Consider the following 17,884-nt stretch of genomic DNA (forward strand, 5'->3'; position numbering starts at 1 on the left):
CCCGATCAGAGGGTACGCGCCACTTCCTTGATCTCAAAGAACTCGAGCTGATCGCCCTCTTTGATGTCGTTGTAATTCTTGAGCTTGATACCGCACTCAAAGCCTTCCTTGACTTCGCGAACGTCGTCTTTCAGGCGCTTCAAGGTGTCGATCTCGCCGGTGTAGATCACCACGTTGTCGCGCAGCAGACGGAAGTGTGCGTTGCGGGTGACCTGGCCCGAAGTGACCATACAGCCTGCCACGGTACCGATCTTGGACGCCACGAACACGGTGCGGATCTCGGCCGAGCCGATGATTTCTTCGCGTTTCTCGGGTGCCAGCATGCCGGACATCGCAGCTTTCAACTCATCGACGGCGTCGTAGATGATGTTGTAGTAACGCAGATCCACGTCGTTGCCTTCGGCCAGCTTGCGCGCACCCACGTCGGCGCGCACGTTGAAACCGATGATCACGGCCTTGGAGGCGATGGCCAGGTTGACGTCGGACTCGCTGATGCCACCCACGCCGGAGAACACCATTTGCACCTTGACCTCGTCGGTCGAGAGCTTGAGCAACGAAGCGCCCAGGGCTTCCTGGGAACCCTGCACATCGGCCTTGACGATGATGGGCAAGACCTTGACTTCGCCTGCCGACATGTCGGTGAACATGTTTTCCAGCTTGGCGGCCTGTTGCCGGGCCAGCTTGGTGTTGCGGAACTTGCCGGCGCGGTAGGTAGCGATCTCGCGCGCACGGCGCTCGTCGGTCATCACCATGAAATCGTCACCGGCCTGCGGGACTTCCGACAGACCCTGGATTTCCACCGGAATGGAAGGACCGGCGGACTTGATGGTCTTGCCGTTCTCGTCGAGCATGGCGCGCACGCGGCCCGAGGTCTGACCAACCAGGATCACGTCGCCGGTCTTGAGCGTACCGCTCTGAACCAGCACCGTGGCCACGGCACCGCGGCCCTTGTCCAGACGCGCTTCAATCACCAGGCCCTTGGCCATGGCATCGACAGGCGCCTTGAGCTCCAGCACCTCGGCCTGCAGCAGCACCTGCTCCAGCAGGGCATCCACGCCCTCGCCGGTTTTGGCCGACACGTTGACAAAGGGCACGTCGCCGCCAAACTCTTCGGGCACGACTTCTTCGGCCACAAGCTCCGAGCGCACCTTTTCCAGGTTGACGCCGGGTTTGTCGATCTTGGTCAATGCGACCACCATGGGAACACCCGCCGCTTTCGCGTGCTTGATGGCTTCCTTGGTTTGCGGCATGACGCCGTCATCGGCCGCGCACACCAGGATCACGATGTCGGTCGCCTGCGCACCACGGGCCCGCATGGCGGTGAACGCCTCGTGACCCGGGGTATCGAGGAAGGACACCATGCCACGCGGTGTTTCCACGTGGTAGGCACCGATGTGCTGGGTGATGCCACCGGCTTCACCCGCGGCCACCTTGGCACGGCGGATGTAGTCCAGCAGCGAGGTCTTGCCGTGGTCCACGTGGCCCATCACGGTCACGACCGGGGCACGCGGCAGCAGCTCGGCTTCGTGTTGTTCGCTGTCTTCGTCCGTGAACGCTTCTGGATCGTCCAGCGCGGCAACGATGGCCTTGTGACCCAGTTCTTCCACCAGGATCATGGCGGTGTCCTGGTCAAGCGGCTGGTTGATGGTGACCATCTGGCCCAGCTTCATCAACTGCTTGATGACTTCCGACGACTTCAGGCTCATCTTGTGCGCCAGTTCGGCGACCGTGATGGTCTCCGGCACGTGCACCTCAATGACCTTGAATTCGGTCGGCGCCACGAAGCTGCTCTGACCCGTGTCACGGCTGTCGCGGTCGTTGCGACGGCCACCACCGCGCGGACCACCGCGCCAGTTGGAGCGCCCGGCGCTGGTGTCACCGCGGGTCTTGATTTCTTTCTTCTTGGCCGCGTCGTCTTTCCAGGTGGAAGACAGGTTTTCGGATTTGACTTCTTTCTTGCCGGCACCGGCGGCGGCGCCAGCTGCAGCCGCGGTCGTGCCCGCGGGCTTGGCGCCCGGCGTGCCAGCGGGCTTGTGCAGCGTGCCCTTGATGGCCTTGGGATCCGGCGTGGGCTCGGGCTTCTTGGCGACCATGGTCTTGGCCGGCGCAGCCATCATGGCGCGGATGTTGGCGGCTTCGGCTTCGGCCTTGCGGCGACGCTCGATCAGGTCCTGGGCGCGCAGGTCGTCGGCCTTCTGGACCTCTGCCTTCTTGTCGGCCAGCACGCGAGCGGCCGATTCACGTTCCAGCGACGCGGCCTGGGCTTTTTCGTGTTCGGCGATGCGGGCTGCAGCGCTGCCCGCGGCATCGACTGAAGCCGTGGATTGGGCGGCTTCACGCTCGGCGCGTGCGGTGGCTTCGGCCGCTTCGGTCGCCAGACGTTCCTGCTCGGCTTTGGCAGCCCGGGCTTCTTCGGCTTCGCGTTGCAGGCGCTTCTGCGTCAGCTCTTCTTCCTGGCGGCGCAGCAGCTCTGCCTGGCGCCGCGCGTCTTCCTCGCGGCGAGCGAGTTCGGCTTCGTCAACCACCGGGGCGGCTGGCTCTTGTGGCTCGGCCACAGGTTCAGGCACGACCACCTCGTCATCGCGCTTGATGAAGGTGCGCTTCTTGCGCACCTCCACCTGGATCGTGCGGGCACGTCCGGTGGCATCGGCCTGCTTGATCTCGCTGGTGGACTTTTTCACCAGCGTGATCTTCTTGCGTTCACCGCCCGCAGTGCCGTGGCTGACCTTGAGGTGGTTCAGCAGCTTCTGCTTGTCGGACTCGGTGATCGGGTCGTTGCCCGCGTTCTTGGGCACCCCGGCCGCAGAGAGTTGCTCCAGCAGCGATGAGGTGGGCTTGTTCAGCTCGGCAGCCAATTCGGCGACGGTGGTACTTGTCATAGGTTCTTTTCTCCGCTCAGGCCTCCGCGGTTCCGTTCGATGCAGGCGTTTCGTCATTGGTGAACCAGTGAGCGCGGGCCTTCATGATCAGAGCGGTAGCCTCTTCAGGCGTCTGGCCGGTGATGTCGGTCAATTCGTCGGTGGCCAGGTCGGCCAGCTCGTCGCGGGTGTGCACACCACCGTCGGCCAGCTTGGCAACCAGTTCCAGGGTGACGCCATCGAGATCGCGCAGGTCTTGCGAGACTTCCTCGACGCTTTCTTCCCGGGCAATTTCCATGGTCAGCAGGGCATCCTTGGCGCGCGTGCGCAACTCGTTGACCGTGTCTTCGTCGAACGATTCGATCTCCAGCATTTCCTGCAGCGGCACATAGGCCACTTCTTCGAGGCTGGTGAAACCTTCCTCGATCAGGATGTCGGCGATTTCCTGGTCCACGTCCAGCTTGGCCATGAAGATCTTGCGGATGCCGTCGGCTTCTTCGGCCTGCTTCTGGGCCGACTCGTCAGCCGTCATGATGTTGATGCGCCAGCCGGTCAGCTCCGAAGCCAGGCGCACATTCTGCCCACCGCGGCCGATCGCGATCGCCAGGTTTTCTTCATCCACCACCACATCCATGGCGTGACGCTCTTCGTCCACCACGATCGAGACCACGTTGGCTGGCGCCAGAGCGCCAATGACGAACTGGGCCGGGTCTTCGGACCACAGCACGATGTCGACGCGTTCACCAGCGAGCTCGTTGGTCACGCCGTTGACACGCGAGCCGCGCACGCCGACACAGGTGCCGATGGGGTCGATGCGTTTGTCGTGCGAGAGCACGGCGATCTTGGCGCGTGAACCGGGATCGCGGGCGCAGGTCTTGATTTCCAGCAGGCCTTGTTCGATCTCGGGCACCTCCTGGCGGAAGAGCTCGATCATGAAGGAAGGGGCTGATCGCGACAGCAGGATGGGGGCGCCGCGCAGGGTCAGGTCCACATCCATGATCATGGCGCGCACGCGGTCACCGGTCCGGAAGTTTTCTTTCGGGATCGTCTCGCTGCGCTTCAAACGGCCTTCGACACGGCCGCTCTCGATGATGAGATCGCCCTTGTCCATGCGCTTGACGGTGCCGACAAAGATCTTGTCCCCACGCGACATGAAGTCATTGAGCAGCATCTCGCGCTCGGCATCGCGGATCTTCTGCAGGATCACCTGTTTGGCCGCCATGGCACCGATGCGGCCGATGGGCACACTTTCAACCGGCTTCTCGATGTAGTCGCCTTCTTCGATGTCGGGAATTTCATCGCGCGCATCGGTCAGCAGTTCCTCGGCATCGGGATTCTGCAGGCCCGCTTCGTCGGGCACGACGAGCCAACGGCGGAAAGTCTCGTAGGAGCCATCGTCCGGACTCATGGCCACGCGGATGTCCACGTCGCCTTTGTAGAGTTTTTTGGTGGCCGAGGCCAGCGCCAGTTCCACAGCGCTCAGCACAATGTCCCGTTCGACATTTTTCTCGCGCGAGATGGCATCGATCAGCATCAACATTTCGCGGTTCATATCACTCGCCCACCTTTCCGAAGCTCTTTTCCAGAGTCACAAACATTTTTTGCATAAATGGTTCGCACAAATCACACTTCAAACCGGATCCGATCCACCTGAAGCCGACTGGCGACCCTTGAAATTCACAATAGGCGCCAACCGGGCCTGCTGGACATCGTCCAGCACAAAGCCCAGCGCCTGCAACGGCGGCGGAACGCGCTTCTTGCTCACACGCTGCCCGGGCTTGGGTTCGGGCGCATCGCTCCAGACCAGTTGCCAGGAAACCCCATCAGCAGCCCGCTCCAGCGTGCCGCGAAACTTTTTTCGACTGGCGGAAATGCCCGAATCCGTGACGCCGATCGGCGCCTTCAGCGTGAGGTCAACCATGTGACCCTCAAAACGGATGTAGTCGACTTCATGACGCAAGGGACGATCGATACCCGGCGAACCCACCTCCAGCCGGCGGTATTCGAGACCTTCGACTTCCAGCAGATAGTGCAGCTGGCGCGTCACCTTCTCGCAATCTTCCACCGTCACGAACTGGGGCACCGGTGCGGGCTGGCCCGCTTCTGGCGGTTGCCAGGGCAGATCTATCGTGACACGCAACAAACCACCGGCGGAACGCTCCAGATCCACCAGGTCAAAACCCAGTCCAGTGACGGTTTGCGTGACGGTTTCTTGCCAGGCCATTGGTGCGGTATCTGCCTTGTTCGGTGTTGGTTGGAAAAGCGTTCGGCCAAAAAAAATGGGCCGGTAGTAACCCGCCCATTTGGTCGTGAAGCTCGCATTGTAACCTGTCCGAGACCCCTATTGCAATATCCGAGCCACCGACGCCATCAAATACCCAACACCCACTGGATGATGTTTTTGGCAACAAAGCCCAGCATGCCCAGCGAGAGCACCAGAAACAGGATGAACGAGCCGAATTTGCCCGCCTTGGACTCCAACGCGAGGTTGAACACGATGAACAGCATGTACAGGATGAACGCGCCGACACCGAAGGTCAAGCCGAACTGGGCGATCTGGCCCTCGGTGTAGCCGAAAAGGGTGGTTTCCATGGAAAACGGTCGCGGTGCGGCTCAGACGGCGGGCGCCGTGGACGTGGGGGGTTCGGGGCAGAGGTCGCGGTAGGCGTGCCAGCTGGCATGGGCCACCAGGGGGATGACCACGATCAGGCCCAGCAAGGCGGTGATCATGCCCATGCCCACCAGCATGCCGATCAGCACCGCCCACCAGACCAGCGGCCCGGGGTGATCGGCCACGGCGCGCCAACTCGCTGTCACCGCCATGCTGACGGGAACGCTCTTGTCCACCAGCATCGGTATGGCGACCACGCTGGAGGCAAAAACCGGCGCAGCGAGCAGCGAGCCCATCAGGAGCCAGACCTCGAACAGGCCGGGTTCCCGCACCAGCACCACGTGGCGCAAAAAATCAACCGGCTTGTTGATAGGGATCTCGGACCAGAGTGTGATCAGGCCGGCGGAGGTCAATACCCAGCCGGTACCCGCCAGGCCCAGCAGCAGGCCAAAGCGCACCAGGCGCCCATCAAACGTGCGCCACAGCGCGAACACATCGGCCAGGCCCGCCTGCCGCCCGACGGCTCGTTCACGGCTGACGTGGTACAGGCCGGTCGCCAGCACCGGGGCGACGATCAGGAAGCCGGAGAAGGCCCCTGCAAGCAGCCAGAATTTCTCGCGCGCCGCCCACATCAGCAACCAGCCGAAGGCCGTGATCAACGCGCCGTGAGCCAGCCCCGGTATCGGGTTGGCCCGCAGATCGTCCCAGCCTCTTTCGACCCAGCGGACTGGCGAAATCATGTCCACGGGCACGGCGGCAGTTGGGGAAGGCGCTGGCGGTAGGGTCTGGGTCATGGATGAGGGTGGAAGGGGTTCGCGCGAAGACGCGCCACGGCGGCCAATGCTGGGGAGTGATGTTAGTTCAAGCCCGCACACGCAGCTCAGGCTGCGGCCCGAACCAGCGCCTGGGTGTAGGGATGTTGCGGCTGTTGCAGCACCCGGTCCACGTGACCCCGTTCGAGCAATACCCCGTCTTTCATCACCACGACCTCGTGGGCCATGGCAGCGATCACGTCCACGTCGTGGGTGATCAGCAAGTAGCTCAGCTCCCGCTCGCGCTGCAGACGCTGCAGCAATGCGAGCACCTGTTTCTGCACCGTCACGTCCAGCGCACTCGTGGGCTCGTCGAGCACCAGCAGTTGAGGCCCCACGATGAGCGCGCGCGCAATCGCCAGGCGCTGGCGCTGGCCGCCGGAAAATTCGTGGGGGTAGCGCTGCAGCCAGTCGCCGCCATGGCGAGGGTCGTCCACCAGCCCGACATCGGCGAGCGCAACCACCACGCGCTCCCGGCGCTGGGCGGCGGACAGTCCGGGTTCGTGGACCAACAGGCCTTCGCCCACGATCTGCTCCACCGTCATGCGCGGCGACAACGAAGAAAACGGGTCCTGAAAGACGACCTGGATGCGCTGGCGCAGGGCGCGGCTCTGGCCCGACTTCTGGGCTTCGTTCCAGTCGGTCCCGGTCACCCGCAGGCTGCCCCCGTGCGGCAACAGGCCCAGCGCGGCCAGCGCGAGCGTGGACTTGCCCGAGCCCGACTCACCGATCACCCCCAGCGTGCGTCCAGGCGGAATATCGAGATCAGCCCCTTGCACGGCCACGAACTCGCCTTTCTTGAACCAGCCGCTCAGGCCCGGCAGCGGAACCGGGTAACTCACGCGCAGACCCCGCGCCTGCAGCACCGGCTCGGCCGCGGTGGCGGGCGCCTCGACCACATCGCGAGCGGGTTTGCTGGCCAGCAGCATGCGGGTGTAGGCGTGTTGCGGTGCGGCAAACACCTCGCTCACACCGCCCTGCTCCACCAGATGCCCGCGCTCCATCACCGCCACGCGGTCGGCGAAGCGCCGCACCAGGTTCAGATCGTGCGTGATCAGCAACACCGCCATGCCGTGCTGGCGTTGCAGATCGGCCAGCAGGTCGAGGATCTGGCCACGCAGGCTCACATCCAGCGCGGTGGTGGGCTCGTCGGCCAGCAGCAGCTTCGGCGCACTGGCCAGCGCCATGGCGATCATGGCGCGCTGGCGCTGGCCACCGCTGAGCTGGTGCGGGAAGGCGTTCGCGCGGCGGGCGGGCTCGGGGATGCCCGTGGACGCCAGCAGCTCCACCGTGGCGGACCGGGCCTGGCCCGCCGTCAGCCCTTTTTTCAGTTGCAGCACTTCGGCGATCTGGTCGCCCACCGTGTAGAGCGGGTTCAGCGCGGTCATGGGTTCCTGGAAGATGACGGCCACGTCGTCGCCGCGCACGCCGCGCAACTGGTGCTCGGTCATCTGCAGCAGGTCCCGCCCCGCCAGCATCGCCGAGCCAGTGACCACGGCGTTGTGCACCAGGCGCAGCAGCGAGAGCGCCGAGACCGTCTTGCCCGAGCCGGACTCGCCCACCAGGGCCAGCTTTTCGCCAGCAGCGATCGAAAAATCGATGCCGTGCACCACCTCCTGGTCGCCGAACGATACCCTCAGGTTCCGGACCTCCAGCAAAGGTTTCATCGGTCCTGCTTTCTGGGGTCCAGCGCATCACGCAGCGCATCCCCCATGAAGGTCAGCAGCAGCAGCGTGATCACGAGCACGGCGAAGGTGGACATGGAAATCCACCAGGCGTCGATGTTGTTCTTGCCCTGGCTGAGCAGTTCGCCGAGCGACGGCGTGCCGGGCGGCACGCCCAGGCCCAGAAAGTCCAGCGAGGTGAGCGCCAGGATGGCCGCGCTCATGCGGAACGGCAGAAAAGTCACCACCGGCGTCAGGCTGTTGGGCAACACGTGGCGCCAGATGATCTGCCCGTTCGACAGGCCCAGGGCACGCGCCGCGCGCACGTAGTCCAGCTGGCGGTTGCGCAGGAATTCGGCGCGTACGTAGTCGGACAAGCCCATCCAGCCAAACAGGCTGAGCAACACCAGCAGCAGGCTGATGCTGGGCGCGAACACGGCGGAGAAGATGATGAGCAGGTAGAGCTCGGGCATCGAACCCCAGATCTCGATGAAACGCTGGAAGGCCAGGTCGGTCTTGCCGCCAAAAAAGCCCTGGATGGCACCGGTGATCACGCCCAGCAGGACGCCGATGAAGGTGAGTGCCAGCGCAAACAGCACACTGACCCGGAAGCCGTAGATCAGCTGGGCCAGCAGATCGCGGCCCCGGTCGTCGGTGCCGAGCCAGTTGTCGAGGGTGGGCGCCGAAGGATTGGGCTCTTTGGCGAAGTAGTTGAGTGTCTTCGGGCCATAGGGGTTGGGCGCATAGACCGCCCAGTTGTCGCAGCGGTTCAGCTGCTCGCGGATGAAGGGGTCCAGGTAGTCGGTGCTGGTTTCAAAATCACCGCCGAACGTGGTTTCCGGGTAGTCCTGCACCATGGGGAAATAGGTGCTGCCCTCGTAACGCACGATCAGCGGCCGGTCGTTCGACAGCAGCTCGGCAAACAGGCTGGCGACCACCAGCACGCAGAAGACCACCAGGCTCCAGTAACCCAGGCGGTTGCGTTTGAAGCGCTGCCAGGCGCGGCGGGAAGGAGAAGCGGCAGCCATCGGATTCAATCGAACTTGACGCGGGGATCGACCCACACGTAACAAAGGTCGGAGATCAGTTTGGTCACCAGCCCGATCAGCGTGAAGAAGAACAGCGTGCCCAGCACGACGGGATAGTCGCGCCGGATCACGCTCTCGTAGCTCAGCAGACCCAGGCCATCGAGCGAAAACAGCGTCTCGATGAGCAGCGAACCGGCGAAGAACGCGCCGATGAAGGCCGAGGGAAAGCCGGTGACGATGGGAATCAGCGCGTTGCGGAAGACGTGCTTCCACAACACCTGGCGCTCGCTCAGGCCCTTGGCGCGCGCGGTCATCACGTACTGCTTCCGGATTTCTTCCAGAAAGGCGTTCTTCGTGAGCATGGCCGTGACCGCAAAACTCCCGAGCACCATGGCGGTCAGCGGCAGGGTGATGTGCCAGAGATAGTCCACGATGCGCGCACCCCAGCTCAGTTCCTCCCAGTTCGATGAAGTGAGTCCGCGCAGCGGAAACCACTGTAGCTGTCCGCCAAAGATCACCAGCAGCGCCACACCCAGAACGAAGCCGGGGATGGCATAACCGATCAACACCAGCAGCGTGGTCACCAGATCAAAACGGGAGCCGGCGCGAACCGCCTTGGCCACACCCAGCGGCACGGCCACCAGATAGCTGATGAAAAAGGTCCACATGCCGAGACTGATCGACACCGGCAGCTTTTCGACGATGAGTTCGGACACCGCCTTGTTCTGGAAGAAGCTGGTGCCCAGGTCGAAACGCGCGAACTGCCCGAGCATCTGGAAAAAGCGCTCGTGCGCCGGCTTGTCAAAGCCGTACAGCGCCTTGATCTGCTCCAGCCGTTGCGGGTCCACACCTTGCGCGCCGCGGTACACCGAGCCACCCTCCGCACCACCGCCCTGCCCTGTGCGCGCCTCGGCCAGGTACTGGTCCACCGGCCCGCCCGGCACGAACTGGATCACCACGAAGGTCAGCAGCAAGACCCCGAACAGCGTCGGGATCATGAGCAGGAGGCGTTTGAGGATGTAGACCCACATGGTCAGTTTGTACCTGATCTCGTCGGGCAAGCGATGGCGGTGGTCACTGCTTGCTCCACCATGTGTCGATGGCCCAGGCTTCGCCGGCTGCGTAAGGCGGCATGTCCTTCGGGCGGTCCAGCCGCCAGGCGTTGTAGACCATGCGGTGGGTGGTCGCAGACCACTGCGGTATCAGGTAGTGGCTGTGGCTGATGATGCGGTCCAGCGCCCGGCAGGCGGCCAGGAAGTCGGGCTTGATGCGCGCATTGACCATCCGGGCCAGCAGCGCATCCACAGCGGGGCTGCTGACGCCCGCGAAGTTGCCTGAGTCTTCGGTCTTGGCCGCCTGACTGCCGAAGAGGTCGGCGTATTCGGCGCCGGGGTTGGGCGTGCCGCCGTAGGCGATGGAAATGATGTCGAAGTCGAAACCGCGCAGGCGCTGCTGGTACAGCGCGAAATCCACCGGCCGGAACTTCAGCTCGATGCCGAGCTTTTCCAGATTGCGCGCCCACGGTGTGACAACCCTCGCCCCGGTTTCGGCGCTGTCCAGATATTCCAGCACCATGGCTTGCCCCCGGGCGTTGCGCAATTGCCCTCCCTGCACCGTCCAGCCAGCCTCACGCAACAGCGCCTGGGCCTTGCGCAAGTTGCCGCGCAGGGAGTAATGGCCGTCGGTGCGCGGCGGTGCGTACATGGGGCCAAAGGCCGCGGCGGGCAACTGGCTGCGCCAGGGTTGCATCAACGCGAGTTCGTCGGGTCCAGGCTCGCCCGTGGGCGAACAATCGGTATTGCCAAACAGGCCCTGCACGCGCTGGTAGGCGCCGTAGAACATCTGCCGGTTCATCCACTCGTAGTCCATCGCCAGACCCAGCGCCTCTCGCACGCGGATGTCGTCGAGCGGCTGGCGGCGCGTGTTGAGCACATAACTCTGGAAGCCAGTGGGCAGGCGGTGCACCAGCTCGGCCTTGACCAGCTCGCCGGTGTTGAAGCGTTTGCCATTGACGCGACGCGCCCAGTCGCCGGCCGAGAAGAAGCGCATCAGGTCAAACTCGCCCGCCTTGAGCGCTTCGAGCCGCGCGGTGGCGTCCTTGTAAATCTTCACCGTGATGCGGTCGAAATTGGCGGTACCGCGGCGCACCGGCAGGTCGCGCGCCCAGTAGGCCGGGTCGCGCACGTAGGTGATGTCCTTGCCAAACTGCACGGGACCGATCTTGTACGGACCGCTGCCGATCGGGAAATCCATCACCACCTGGTCAAAGCTCTTGCGCTGCCCAGTCTTGGGATCGGGTGTGTTGCCCCAGGCACGGCTGAACACGGGCAGGCCACCCACCGTCAACGGCATTTCGCGGTTGGGCTTCTTGAACCGGTAGCGCACCGTGCGCTCGTCGATCACGTCCAGTCCCGCCACGTCTTCCAGGATGGTCTTGTAGGCGGGCGAGGTGTAGGGCCCCATGAGGGTGTCGAAGCTGTGCTTCACGTCGGCGGCCAGCACCGGGTCGCCGTTGTGGAAACGCGCCTCGCGCCGCAACCGGAAGGTGACCGACAGGCCGTCGCTCGCGGCATCCACGTCTTCGGCCAGCAGTCCGTAGCCGGCACCCGTTTCGTCCAGCGCACCCGTGAGCAGCGAGTCGAACATCAGGTCGGACAGGTAGGCCGGTGCACTGCCCCGCAAGGTGAACGGGTTGTATTTGTCGAAGGTGGAAACGCGCAGGTTGCTGACCAGCCGCAACTCGCCCCCTTTGGGCGCGGCAGGGTTCACGTAGGCAAAATGGTCAAACCCCGGTGGGTATCTGAGGTCACCCCAGAGCGCATAGCCGTGCGCCGACCAGACCGGGCTTGCAGACAGCGCCAGCACGGCCACCGAACACAGACCAGCCAGGCGTGAACGGAGGCGGTGAAGAGGTGGGTGCATGCGACAATTCTGCTGGATTTTTCATCGGAGGTAGAGCCATGGGTTTTCTGAGCGGCAAAAAACTGCTGATCACGGGTGTGTTGTCCAACCGATCCATCGCCTACGGCATCGCCAGAGCCTGCCACCAGCAGGGCGCCGAACTCGCTTTCAGCTATGTGGGGGAACGCTTCAAGGACCGCATCACCGAGTTCGCGGCCGAGTTCGACTCGACGCTGATCTTTGACTGCGATGTCAGCGACGACGCCCAGATTCACCAGATGTTTGCCGATCTGTCGAAGACCTGGCCGAAGTTTGACGGCTTCGTGCACAGCATCGGCTTCGCGCCGCACGAGGCGATCGCCGGCGACTTTCTCGATGGCCTGTCGCGCGAAGCTTTCCGCATCGCCCACGACATCAGCGCCTACAGTTTCCCCGCCATGGCCAAGGCCGCCCTGCCCTACCTCAACGACAGAGCCGCCCTGCTCACACTGAGCTACCTCGGCGCGCTGCGCATCATTCCCCACTACAACACCATGGGCCTGGCCAAGGCCAGCCTGGAAGCTTCGGTGCGCTACCTGGCCGAGTCGCTGGGTCCGCGGGGCATGCGTGTCAACGGCATCAGCGCCGGACCGATCAAGACGCTGGCCGCCAGCGGCATCAAGGACTTTGGCAAGCTGCTGGGCATGGTGGCCGCCGCATCGCCCCTGCGTCGCAACATTACCATTGAAGACGTCGGCAACGTGGCGGCGTTCCTGCTGTCCGACCTGGCTTCGGGTGTGACTGCGGAGATCACCCATGTGGACGGGGGCTTCAGCCAGACCGGCGGCGCCAGCCGGGACAGTGAACCGGTGGTTTCCTGAACATGCAAACAGGCCATCAACCCTCCATTCATCGGCGGGCTTGGTTGCTGGCGGCACTCGGTCTGCTGGCGTTCGGTGGCGCCGAGGCGGCCGCCCCCAACAACACCCCGACCCTGATGCTGGCCAATGTCTACCGCCCCGGCATCGATCTGGGTGCCTACTGGCTCAGCGAAAAGTACGACGGCGTGCGCGGTTTCTGGGATGGCCGGCGCTTGTTGACCCGCGGCGGGACCGAGGTTCAGGCACCGGCCTGGTTCACCCAGGGCTGGCCCGCCGAACCCATGGACGGTGAACTCTGGGCCGGACGTGGCCGCTTCGAAGAAACGGTCTCCACCGTGCGCCAGCAAACGCCCGATGACGAGGCCTGGCGACGCATCCGTTTCATGGTGTTTGATCTGCCGGCACACCCGGGCGTGTTCAGTGAGCGCATCGTGGCTTACCGGTCACTGGTCCAGGGCATGGACCGGCCGTGGGTGCAGGCCGTGCCGCAGGAACGGGTGTCCAGCCACGAGGCGCTGGGCCATCGGCTGGACCGGATGGTGCGGTCGGGTGGCGAAGGCTTGATGCTGCACCGTGGCGACTCGCTGTACCGCGCCGTGCGCAGCGACGACCTGCTCAAAGTGAAGACCCACGAAGACGCAGAAGCCCAGGTGCTGGGGTCCGTGCCCGGTCGGGGCAAATACGTGGGCGCCATGGGCGCCCTGCTGGTGCAGTCACCGGATGGACGCCGGTTCCGGATCGGGAGTGGCTTCAGCGATGCCCTGCGCCAGCAGCCGCCACCGACGGGCACCTGGGTGACCTACCGCTACCGGGGTCTGCACGACAGTGGCCTGCCGCGCTTCGCCACTTTTTTGCGCATCCGCAGCGACGCCGACTTGTCGGCGCCGGTCGGTGCGCAGACCCCTGCCCTGCGTTGAACAGGGGATTGGACCGCGCTGCTCAGGTGCTGGCCTGGCGCAAGAGGCCGTAAATCTGGTCCTTGAGCAGCAGTTTTTCTTTTTTCAACTGCTCAATCTCGACCTGCGAACCGGGTTCAATGTGCGCTTCCTTGTTTTTGATCACCTGGTCCAGTTCGTTGTGCTTGTCAAACAGGCGCGTGAAGTGGACGTCATGGCCCTTGAGTCGGGTGATGAGATCGCGGTATTCAGGGAACATCGGTAAGCCTCCGGTTGGGTGGTGGGCATGCAACGGTGCACGTTCCATTGCGCTTCCCGCGCAGCGCGGGTTGCCAGAACATCTTACCGTGTGCCCTCCGGATCGCCGTGTCCGGCGGTTTCAGACACCCACACAGTCGGCAAAGTAGCTGACCACGCCGTCCACCCCGCGCTCTTGCACCAGCCCGTGGATATCGGTCTCGAACCCGGGGCACTCGCGCGCGAACTCGCGGTTGAACTTGAGGTAGTCCACGATCTTCTTGTTGAACACCTCGCCGGGGATCAGCAGCGGGATGCCGGGCGGATACGGCGTCACCAGGCTGGTGGTGATGCGGCCCTCCAGATCATCGATCGGCACGCGTTGCGTGGTGCGGTGGGCGATGTGCGCAAACGCGTCACTCGGTTTCATGGCCGGCGTGTGATCGCTCAGGTACATGTCGGTCGTGAGGCGTGCGATGTCGTACTTGGCGTAGAGCTCGTGCACGTGCTGGCAGAGGTCGCGCAGGCCCATCTGTTCGTAACGGGGGTGTTTCTGGCAGAACTCCGGCAGGATGCGCCACATGGGCTGGTTCTTGGCGTAGTCGTCCTTGAACTGCTGCAGCGCGGTCAGCAGCGTGTTCCAGCGGCCCTTGGTGATGCCGATGGTGAACATGATGAAGAAGCTGTAAAGCCCGGTCTTCTCCACCACCACGCCGTGCTCAGCCAGGAACTTGGTGACGATGGAGGCCGGGATGCCGGTGGCGGCGAAATCGCCGTTCATGTTCAGGCCGGGCGTGACGATGGTCGCCTTGATCGGGTCCAGCATGTTGAAGCCCGGCGCCATGTCGCCGAAACCGTGCCAGGCTTCTTCGCCATCGGAAGGCTGCACGCCATCGGCGTCGGTGCGCTTGAGCACCCAGTCGCTGGCGCGGCCGATGCCCTCTTCCACCAGGTTGTCGGGTCCCCAGACCTGGAACCACCAGTCGTCTTCACCGAATTCCGCCTCGACCTTGCGCATGGCGCGGCGGAAATCCAGGGCTTCGGCGATGCTCTCCTCCACCAGCGCTGTGCCGCCGGGCGGCTCCATCATGGCCGCCGCCACGTCGCAGCTGGCGATGATGCTGTACTGCGGGCTGGTGCTGGTGTGCATCAGGTAGGCCTCGTTGAAGAGGTGGCGGTCCAGCTTGGTGGTCTGCGAGTCCTGTACCAGCACATGGCTGGCCTGGCTGATGCCGGCCAGCAGCTTGTGGATGGACTGCGTCGCGTAGACCACCGAATGCTGCGGACGCGCGCGCTTCTTGCCCATGGCGTGGAAGCTGCCGTAGAACGGGTGGAAGGCCGCATGGGGCAGCCAGGCTTCGTCGAAGTGCAGGTTGTCCACCCAGCCATCGAGCAGGTTCTTGATGGTCTCGGTGTTGTAGAGCACACCGTCGTAGGTGGACTGCGTGAGCGTCAGGATGCGCGGCTTGACGGTGTCGGCATCCACGCCGGCCAGTAGCGGGTTGGCGCGGATCTTGGCCTTGATGGCGTCGATCTCGAACTCGCTCTGCGGGATCGGGCCGATGATGCCGTAGTGGTTGCGCGTGGGCTTCAGGAAGACGGGGATCGCGCCCGTCATGATGATGCTGTGCAGGATGGACTTGTGGCAGTTGCGGTCCACCACCACCACGTCGCCCGGCGCCACCGTGTGGTGCCAGACCATCTTGTTGCTGGTGCTGGTGCCGTTGGTGACGAAGTAGCAGTGGTCGGCGTTGAAGATGCGCGCCGCGTTGCGTTCGCTGGCACCGATGGCGCCGTTGTGGTCCAGCAGCTGGCCCAGCTCTTCCACCGCGTTGCACACGTCGGCCCGCAGCATGTTCTCGCCGTAGAACTGGTGGTACATCTGGCCCACCGGGCTCTTCAGGAAGGCCACGCCGCCCGAATGACCCGGACAGTGCCAGGAATAGGAGCCGTCTTCGGCGTAATCGAGCAGCGCCTTGAAGAACGGCGGCTGGATGCCTTCGAGATAACTCTTGGCTTCGCGGATGATGTGACGCGCCACGAACTCGGGCGTGTCCTCGAACATGTGGATGAAGCCGTGCAGCTCGCGCAGGATGTCGTTGGGCAGGTGGCGGCTGGTCTTGGTTTCGCCGTGCACGTAGATCGGCACATCGGCGTTCTTGCGCCGCACTTCCTGGATGAAGTTGCGCAGGTTCAGCACCACCGGGTCCAGATCCGGCCCCGGGCTGAACTCTTCATCGTCGATGGACAGGATGAACGCGCTGGCGCGGCTCTGCTGCTGCGCAAACAGGCTGAGGTCGCCGTAGCTGGTGACGCCGACCACCTCGAACCCCTCCGTCTCGATGGCTTGCGCCAGGGCGCGAATGCCCAGACCGGAGGAGTTCTCCGAACGGAAGTCCTCATCGATGATGACGATGGGAAAACGGAATTTCATGGCGGTCTCCAGCCGCGGACGCGGCCATCAGGTGCAAAAGGAATCGAAACAGGCGCGAAGTGTACGGAAATCGAGTGGCCCTGCCCTTTTGACGCAGGGCATTTGTCGCAGAATGTGGCACGGGTCAGACATTCAGGGGAATGCCTGCCGCATTGGAGAGCTTACATGTCGGATTCCACCCTTTGGTGGCTGCTGGTCGGCGCGGCCGTGGCGCTGGAGTTGTTCACCGGGACTTTCTACCTGCTCATGCTGGCCGTGGGCATGGTCGCCGCGGCACTGGCCGCCCATGCAGGCGTCGGATTGAGCATGCAGCTGATTGTGGCTGCGGTGATCGGATCCGCGGCCGTGTTCTTCTGGCACCTGATCAAGCGGCGGCGCCCGTCGGACCCGTCGGTGCGCGCCATGCGCAGTGTGAATCTCGATGTGGGTGAGGTCATACAGATCGAAGAATGGCTGCCCGACGGCACAGCAAGCGTCAAATACCGGGGCGCGCAATGGACCGTGATCCAGCGGGCGGGCAACCCCCCGATTCCGGGGGCCTACCGCGTGGCAGAACTCGTGGGCAGCCGTCTGCTGGTGGAAAAAGTCTGACTATCAGACTGCAACCTTGCCCGTGGGGCATGATGCAAACCCTCTTCTCACCACAACGGAATCACACACATGGAAATCGCCGTACTTCTGTTTGTCATCGCCGCCATCTTCATCACCCGCTCGATCAAGGTCGTGCCGCAGCAGAACGCCTGGGTGGTGGAGCGTCTGGGCAAGTACCACGCATCCCTGGCGCCCGGCCTGAACTTTCTGGTGCCCTTCATCGACAAGGTGGCCTACAAGCACAGTCTCAAAGAAATTCCGCTGGATGTGCCCAGCCAGGTCTGCATCACACGCGACAACACGCAGTTGCAGGTCGACGGCATCCTGTACTTCCAGGTCACCGACCCCATGCGCGCCAGCTACGGCTCGTCCAACTACATCATGGCCGTGACCCAGCTCGCACAGACCTCGCTGCGCTCGGTCATCGGCAAGCTGGAGCTGGACAAGACCTTCGAAGAGCGCGACATCATCAACGCCCAGGTGGTTCACGCCATCGACGAAGCCGCGCTCAACTGGGGCGTGAAGGTGCTGCGCTATGAAATCAAGGACCTCACGCCGCCCAAGGAAATTCTGCTGGCCATGCAGGCGCAGATCACCGCCGAGCGTGAAAAGCGGGCCCTGATCGCCGCGTCCGAAGGTCGGCGCCAGGAGCAGATCAACATCGCCACCGGTGAGCGCGAGGCCTTCATCGCCCGCTCCGAGGGTGAAAAGCAGGCCGCCATCAACAACGCCCAGGGCGAGGCCGCGGCCATCACCGCGGTGGCCGACGCCACCGCGCAGGCCATCGAACGCATCGCAGCGGCCATCCAGCAACCGGGCGGCGAGCAAGCCGTGCAGCTGAAGGTGGCTGAACGGGCTGTTGATGCCTACGGCAAGGTCGCGGCGGACGCCACCACCACGTTGATCATTCCTGGCAACATGACCGAGGTCGCGGGCCTGATCGGCTCGGCAATGAAGATGATCGGTACCGGAAAAGCAGTCTGATGCTCCGG

15 protein-coding genes are annotated in these 17,884 nt (G+C 63.8%); 4 read left to right on the forward strand and 11 right to left on the reverse strand.

Annotated elements, in window-relative coordinates; all coding sequences use genetic code 11:
- Positions 1-5: 5 nt before the first annotated feature.
- The 9 genes from infB to AC0GNO_RS17570 all read right to left on the reverse strand — a co-directional run bounded on the left by infB (position 6) and on the right by AC0GNO_RS17570 (position 11,895).
- A complete protein-coding gene (gene infB / locus AC0GNO_RS17530) occupies positions 6-2,879 on the reverse strand; it encodes a translation initiation factor IF-2 (RefSeq protein WP_472904867.1) in 2,874 nt (957 codons plus the stop codon).
- Positions 2,880-2,895: 16 nt separating this feature from the next.
- Complete coding sequence (gene nusA, locus AC0GNO_RS17535) at positions 2,896-4,410, reverse strand: transcription termination factor NusA (RefSeq protein ID WP_472887918.1); 1,515 nt, start codon at positions 4,408-4,410, stop codon at positions 2,896-2,898.
- A gap of 78 nt (positions 4,411-4,488) precedes the next feature.
- Complete coding sequence (gene rimP / locus AC0GNO_RS17540) at positions 4,489-5,082, reverse strand: ribosome maturation factor RimP (RefSeq protein ID WP_472904868.1); 594 nt, start codon at positions 5,080-5,082, stop codon at positions 4,489-4,491.
- A gap of 146 nt (positions 5,083-5,228) precedes the next feature.
- On the reverse strand, positions 5,229-5,450 hold the full coding sequence (locus AC0GNO_RS17545; RefSeq protein ID WP_177134148.1) for a DUF2788 domain-containing protein: 222 nt from the start codon (positions 5,448-5,450) through the stop codon (positions 5,229-5,231).
- Positions 5,451-5,471: 21 nt separating this feature from the next.
- Positions 5,472-6,263, reverse strand: a complete 792-nt coding sequence (locus AC0GNO_RS17550) for a DUF2189 domain-containing protein (protein WP_472887919.1) — start codon at positions 6,261-6,263, stop codon at positions 5,472-5,474.
- Between the two features lie 86 nt (positions 6,264-6,349).
- On the reverse strand, positions 6,350-7,948 hold the full coding sequence (locus AC0GNO_RS17555) for an ABC transporter ATP-binding protein (RefSeq protein WP_472904869.1): 1,599 nt from the start codon (positions 7,946-7,948) through the stop codon (positions 6,350-6,352).
- On the reverse strand, positions 7,945-8,973 hold the full coding sequence (locus AC0GNO_RS17560; RefSeq protein WP_472904870.1) for an ABC transporter permease: 1,029 nt from the start codon (positions 8,971-8,973) through the stop codon (positions 7,945-7,947). Before AC0GNO_RS17560 ends, AC0GNO_RS17555 begins: the two co-directional genes overlap by 4 nt.
- 5 nt (positions 8,974-8,978) lie before the next feature.
- On the reverse strand, positions 8,979-10,004 hold the full coding sequence (locus AC0GNO_RS17565) for a microcin C ABC transporter permease YejB (RefSeq protein WP_472887922.1): 1,026 nt from the start codon (positions 10,002-10,004) through the stop codon (positions 8,979-8,981).
- 43 nt (positions 10,005-10,047) lie between these two features.
- Positions 10,048-11,895 carry an extracellular solute-binding protein gene (locus AC0GNO_RS17570; RefSeq protein ID WP_472904871.1) on the reverse strand — a complete coding sequence of 616 codons (1,848 nt, stop codon included), beginning with the start codon at positions 11,893-11,895 and terminating at the stop codon, positions 10,048-10,050.
- Positions 11,896-11,933: 38 nt separating this feature from the next.
- On the opposite strand from AC0GNO_RS17570, the gene fabI reads away from it, so the two are divergent.
- The gene (gene fabI / locus AC0GNO_RS17575) at positions 11,934-12,734 is read left to right on the forward strand and encodes an enoyl-ACP reductase FabI (protein WP_472904872.1); all 801 of its coding nucleotides are present in this window, start codon (positions 11,934-11,936) and stop codon (positions 12,732-12,734) included.
- A 2-nt stretch (positions 12,735-12,736) separates the two neighbouring features.
- Positions 12,737-13,651 (forward strand): DNA ligase, encoded by a 915-nt coding sequence (locus AC0GNO_RS17580; protein WP_472904873.1) that lies wholly within the window; start codon positions 12,737-12,739, stop codon positions 13,649-13,651.
- 22 nt (positions 13,652-13,673) lie between these two features.
- Here the strand turns inward: AC0GNO_RS17580 and AC0GNO_RS17585 are convergent, their stop codons facing one another.
- Together AC0GNO_RS17585 and AC0GNO_RS17590 are read right to left on the reverse strand one after the other, a co-directional pair.
- Complete coding sequence (locus AC0GNO_RS17585; RefSeq protein ID WP_472887926.1) at positions 13,674-13,889, reverse strand: YdcH family protein; 216 nt, start codon at positions 13,887-13,889, stop codon at positions 13,674-13,676.
- Positions 13,890-14,009: 120 nt separating this feature from the next.
- Positions 14,010-16,301 (reverse strand): Orn/Lys/Arg family decarboxylase, encoded by a 2,292-nt coding sequence (locus AC0GNO_RS17590; protein WP_472887927.1) that lies wholly within the window; start codon positions 16,299-16,301, stop codon positions 14,010-14,012.
- A 165-nt stretch (positions 16,302-16,466) separates the two neighbouring features.
- On the opposite strand from AC0GNO_RS17590, the gene AC0GNO_RS17595 reads away from it, so the two are divergent.
- Complete coding sequence (locus AC0GNO_RS17595; RefSeq protein ID WP_472887928.1) at positions 16,467-16,892, forward strand: NfeD family protein; 426 nt, start codon at positions 16,467-16,469, stop codon at positions 16,890-16,892.
- Between the two features lie 69 nt (positions 16,893-16,961).
- Positions 16,962-17,876, forward strand: a complete 915-nt coding sequence (locus tag AC0GNO_RS17600; protein ID WP_472904874.1) for an SPFH domain-containing protein — start codon at positions 16,962-16,964, stop codon at positions 17,874-17,876.
- Positions 17,877-17,884: the final 8 nt, after the last annotated feature.

The sequence above is a fragment of the Hydrogenophaga sp. L310 genome (assembly GCF_055703065.1).

Bases quoted from the DNA above. Each gene is read 5' to 3' on its own strand.
- AC0GNO_RS17545 (WP_177134148.1), bottom strand. From the start codon at position 5,450: ATGGAAACCACCCTTTTCGGCTACACCGAGGGCCAGATCGCCCAGTTC.
- AC0GNO_RS17580 (WP_472904873.1), top strand. From the start codon at position 12,737: ATGCAAACAGGCCATCAACCCTCCATTCATCGGCGGGCTTGGTTGCTG.
- AC0GNO_RS17600 (WP_472904874.1), top strand. From the start codon at position 16,962: ATGGAAATCGCCGTACTTCTGTTTGTCATCGCCGCCATCTTCATCACC.
- AC0GNO_RS17590 (WP_472887927.1), bottom strand. From the start codon at position 16,301: ATGAAATTCCGTTTTCCCATCGTCATCATCGATGAGGACTTCCGTTCG.
- AC0GNO_RS17585 (WP_472887926.1), bottom strand. From the start codon at position 13,889: ATGTTCCCTGAATACCGCGATCTCATCACCCGACTCAAGGGCCATGAC.
- nusA (WP_472887918.1), bottom strand. From the start codon at position 4,410: ATGAACCGCGAAATGTTGATGCTGATCGATGCCATCTCGCGCGAGAAA.
- AC0GNO_RS17570 (WP_472904871.1), bottom strand. From the start codon at position 11,895: ATGCACCCACCTCTTCACCGCCTCCGTTCACGCCTGGCTGGTCTGTGT.
- fabI (WP_472904872.1), top strand. From the start codon at position 11,934: ATGGGTTTTCTGAGCGGCAAAAAACTGCTGATCACGGGTGTGTTGTCC.
- AC0GNO_RS17595 (WP_472887928.1), top strand. From the start codon at position 16,467: ATGTCGGATTCCACCCTTTGGTGGCTGCTGGTCGGCGCGGCCGTGGCG.
- rimP (WP_472904868.1), bottom strand. From the start codon at position 5,082: ATGGCCTGGCAAGAAACCGTCACGCAAACCGTCACTGGACTGGGTTTT.
- AC0GNO_RS17560 (WP_472904870.1), bottom strand. From the start codon at position 8,973: ATGGCTGCCGCTTCTCCTTCCCGCCGCGCCTGGCAGCGCTTCAAACGC.
- infB (WP_472904867.1), bottom strand. From the start codon at position 2,879: ATGACAAGTACCACCGTCGCCGAATTGGCTGCCGAGCTGAACAAGCCC.
- AC0GNO_RS17555 (WP_472904869.1), bottom strand. From the start codon at position 7,948: ATGAAACCTTTGCTGGAGGTCCGGAACCTGAGGGTATCGTTCGGCGAC.
- AC0GNO_RS17550 (WP_472887919.1), bottom strand. From the start codon at position 6,263: ATGACCCAGACCCTACCGCCAGCGCCTTCCCCAACTGCCGCCGTGCCC.
- AC0GNO_RS17565 (WP_472887922.1), bottom strand. From the start codon at position 10,004: ATGTGGGTCTACATCCTCAAACGCCTCCTGCTCATGATCCCGACGCTG.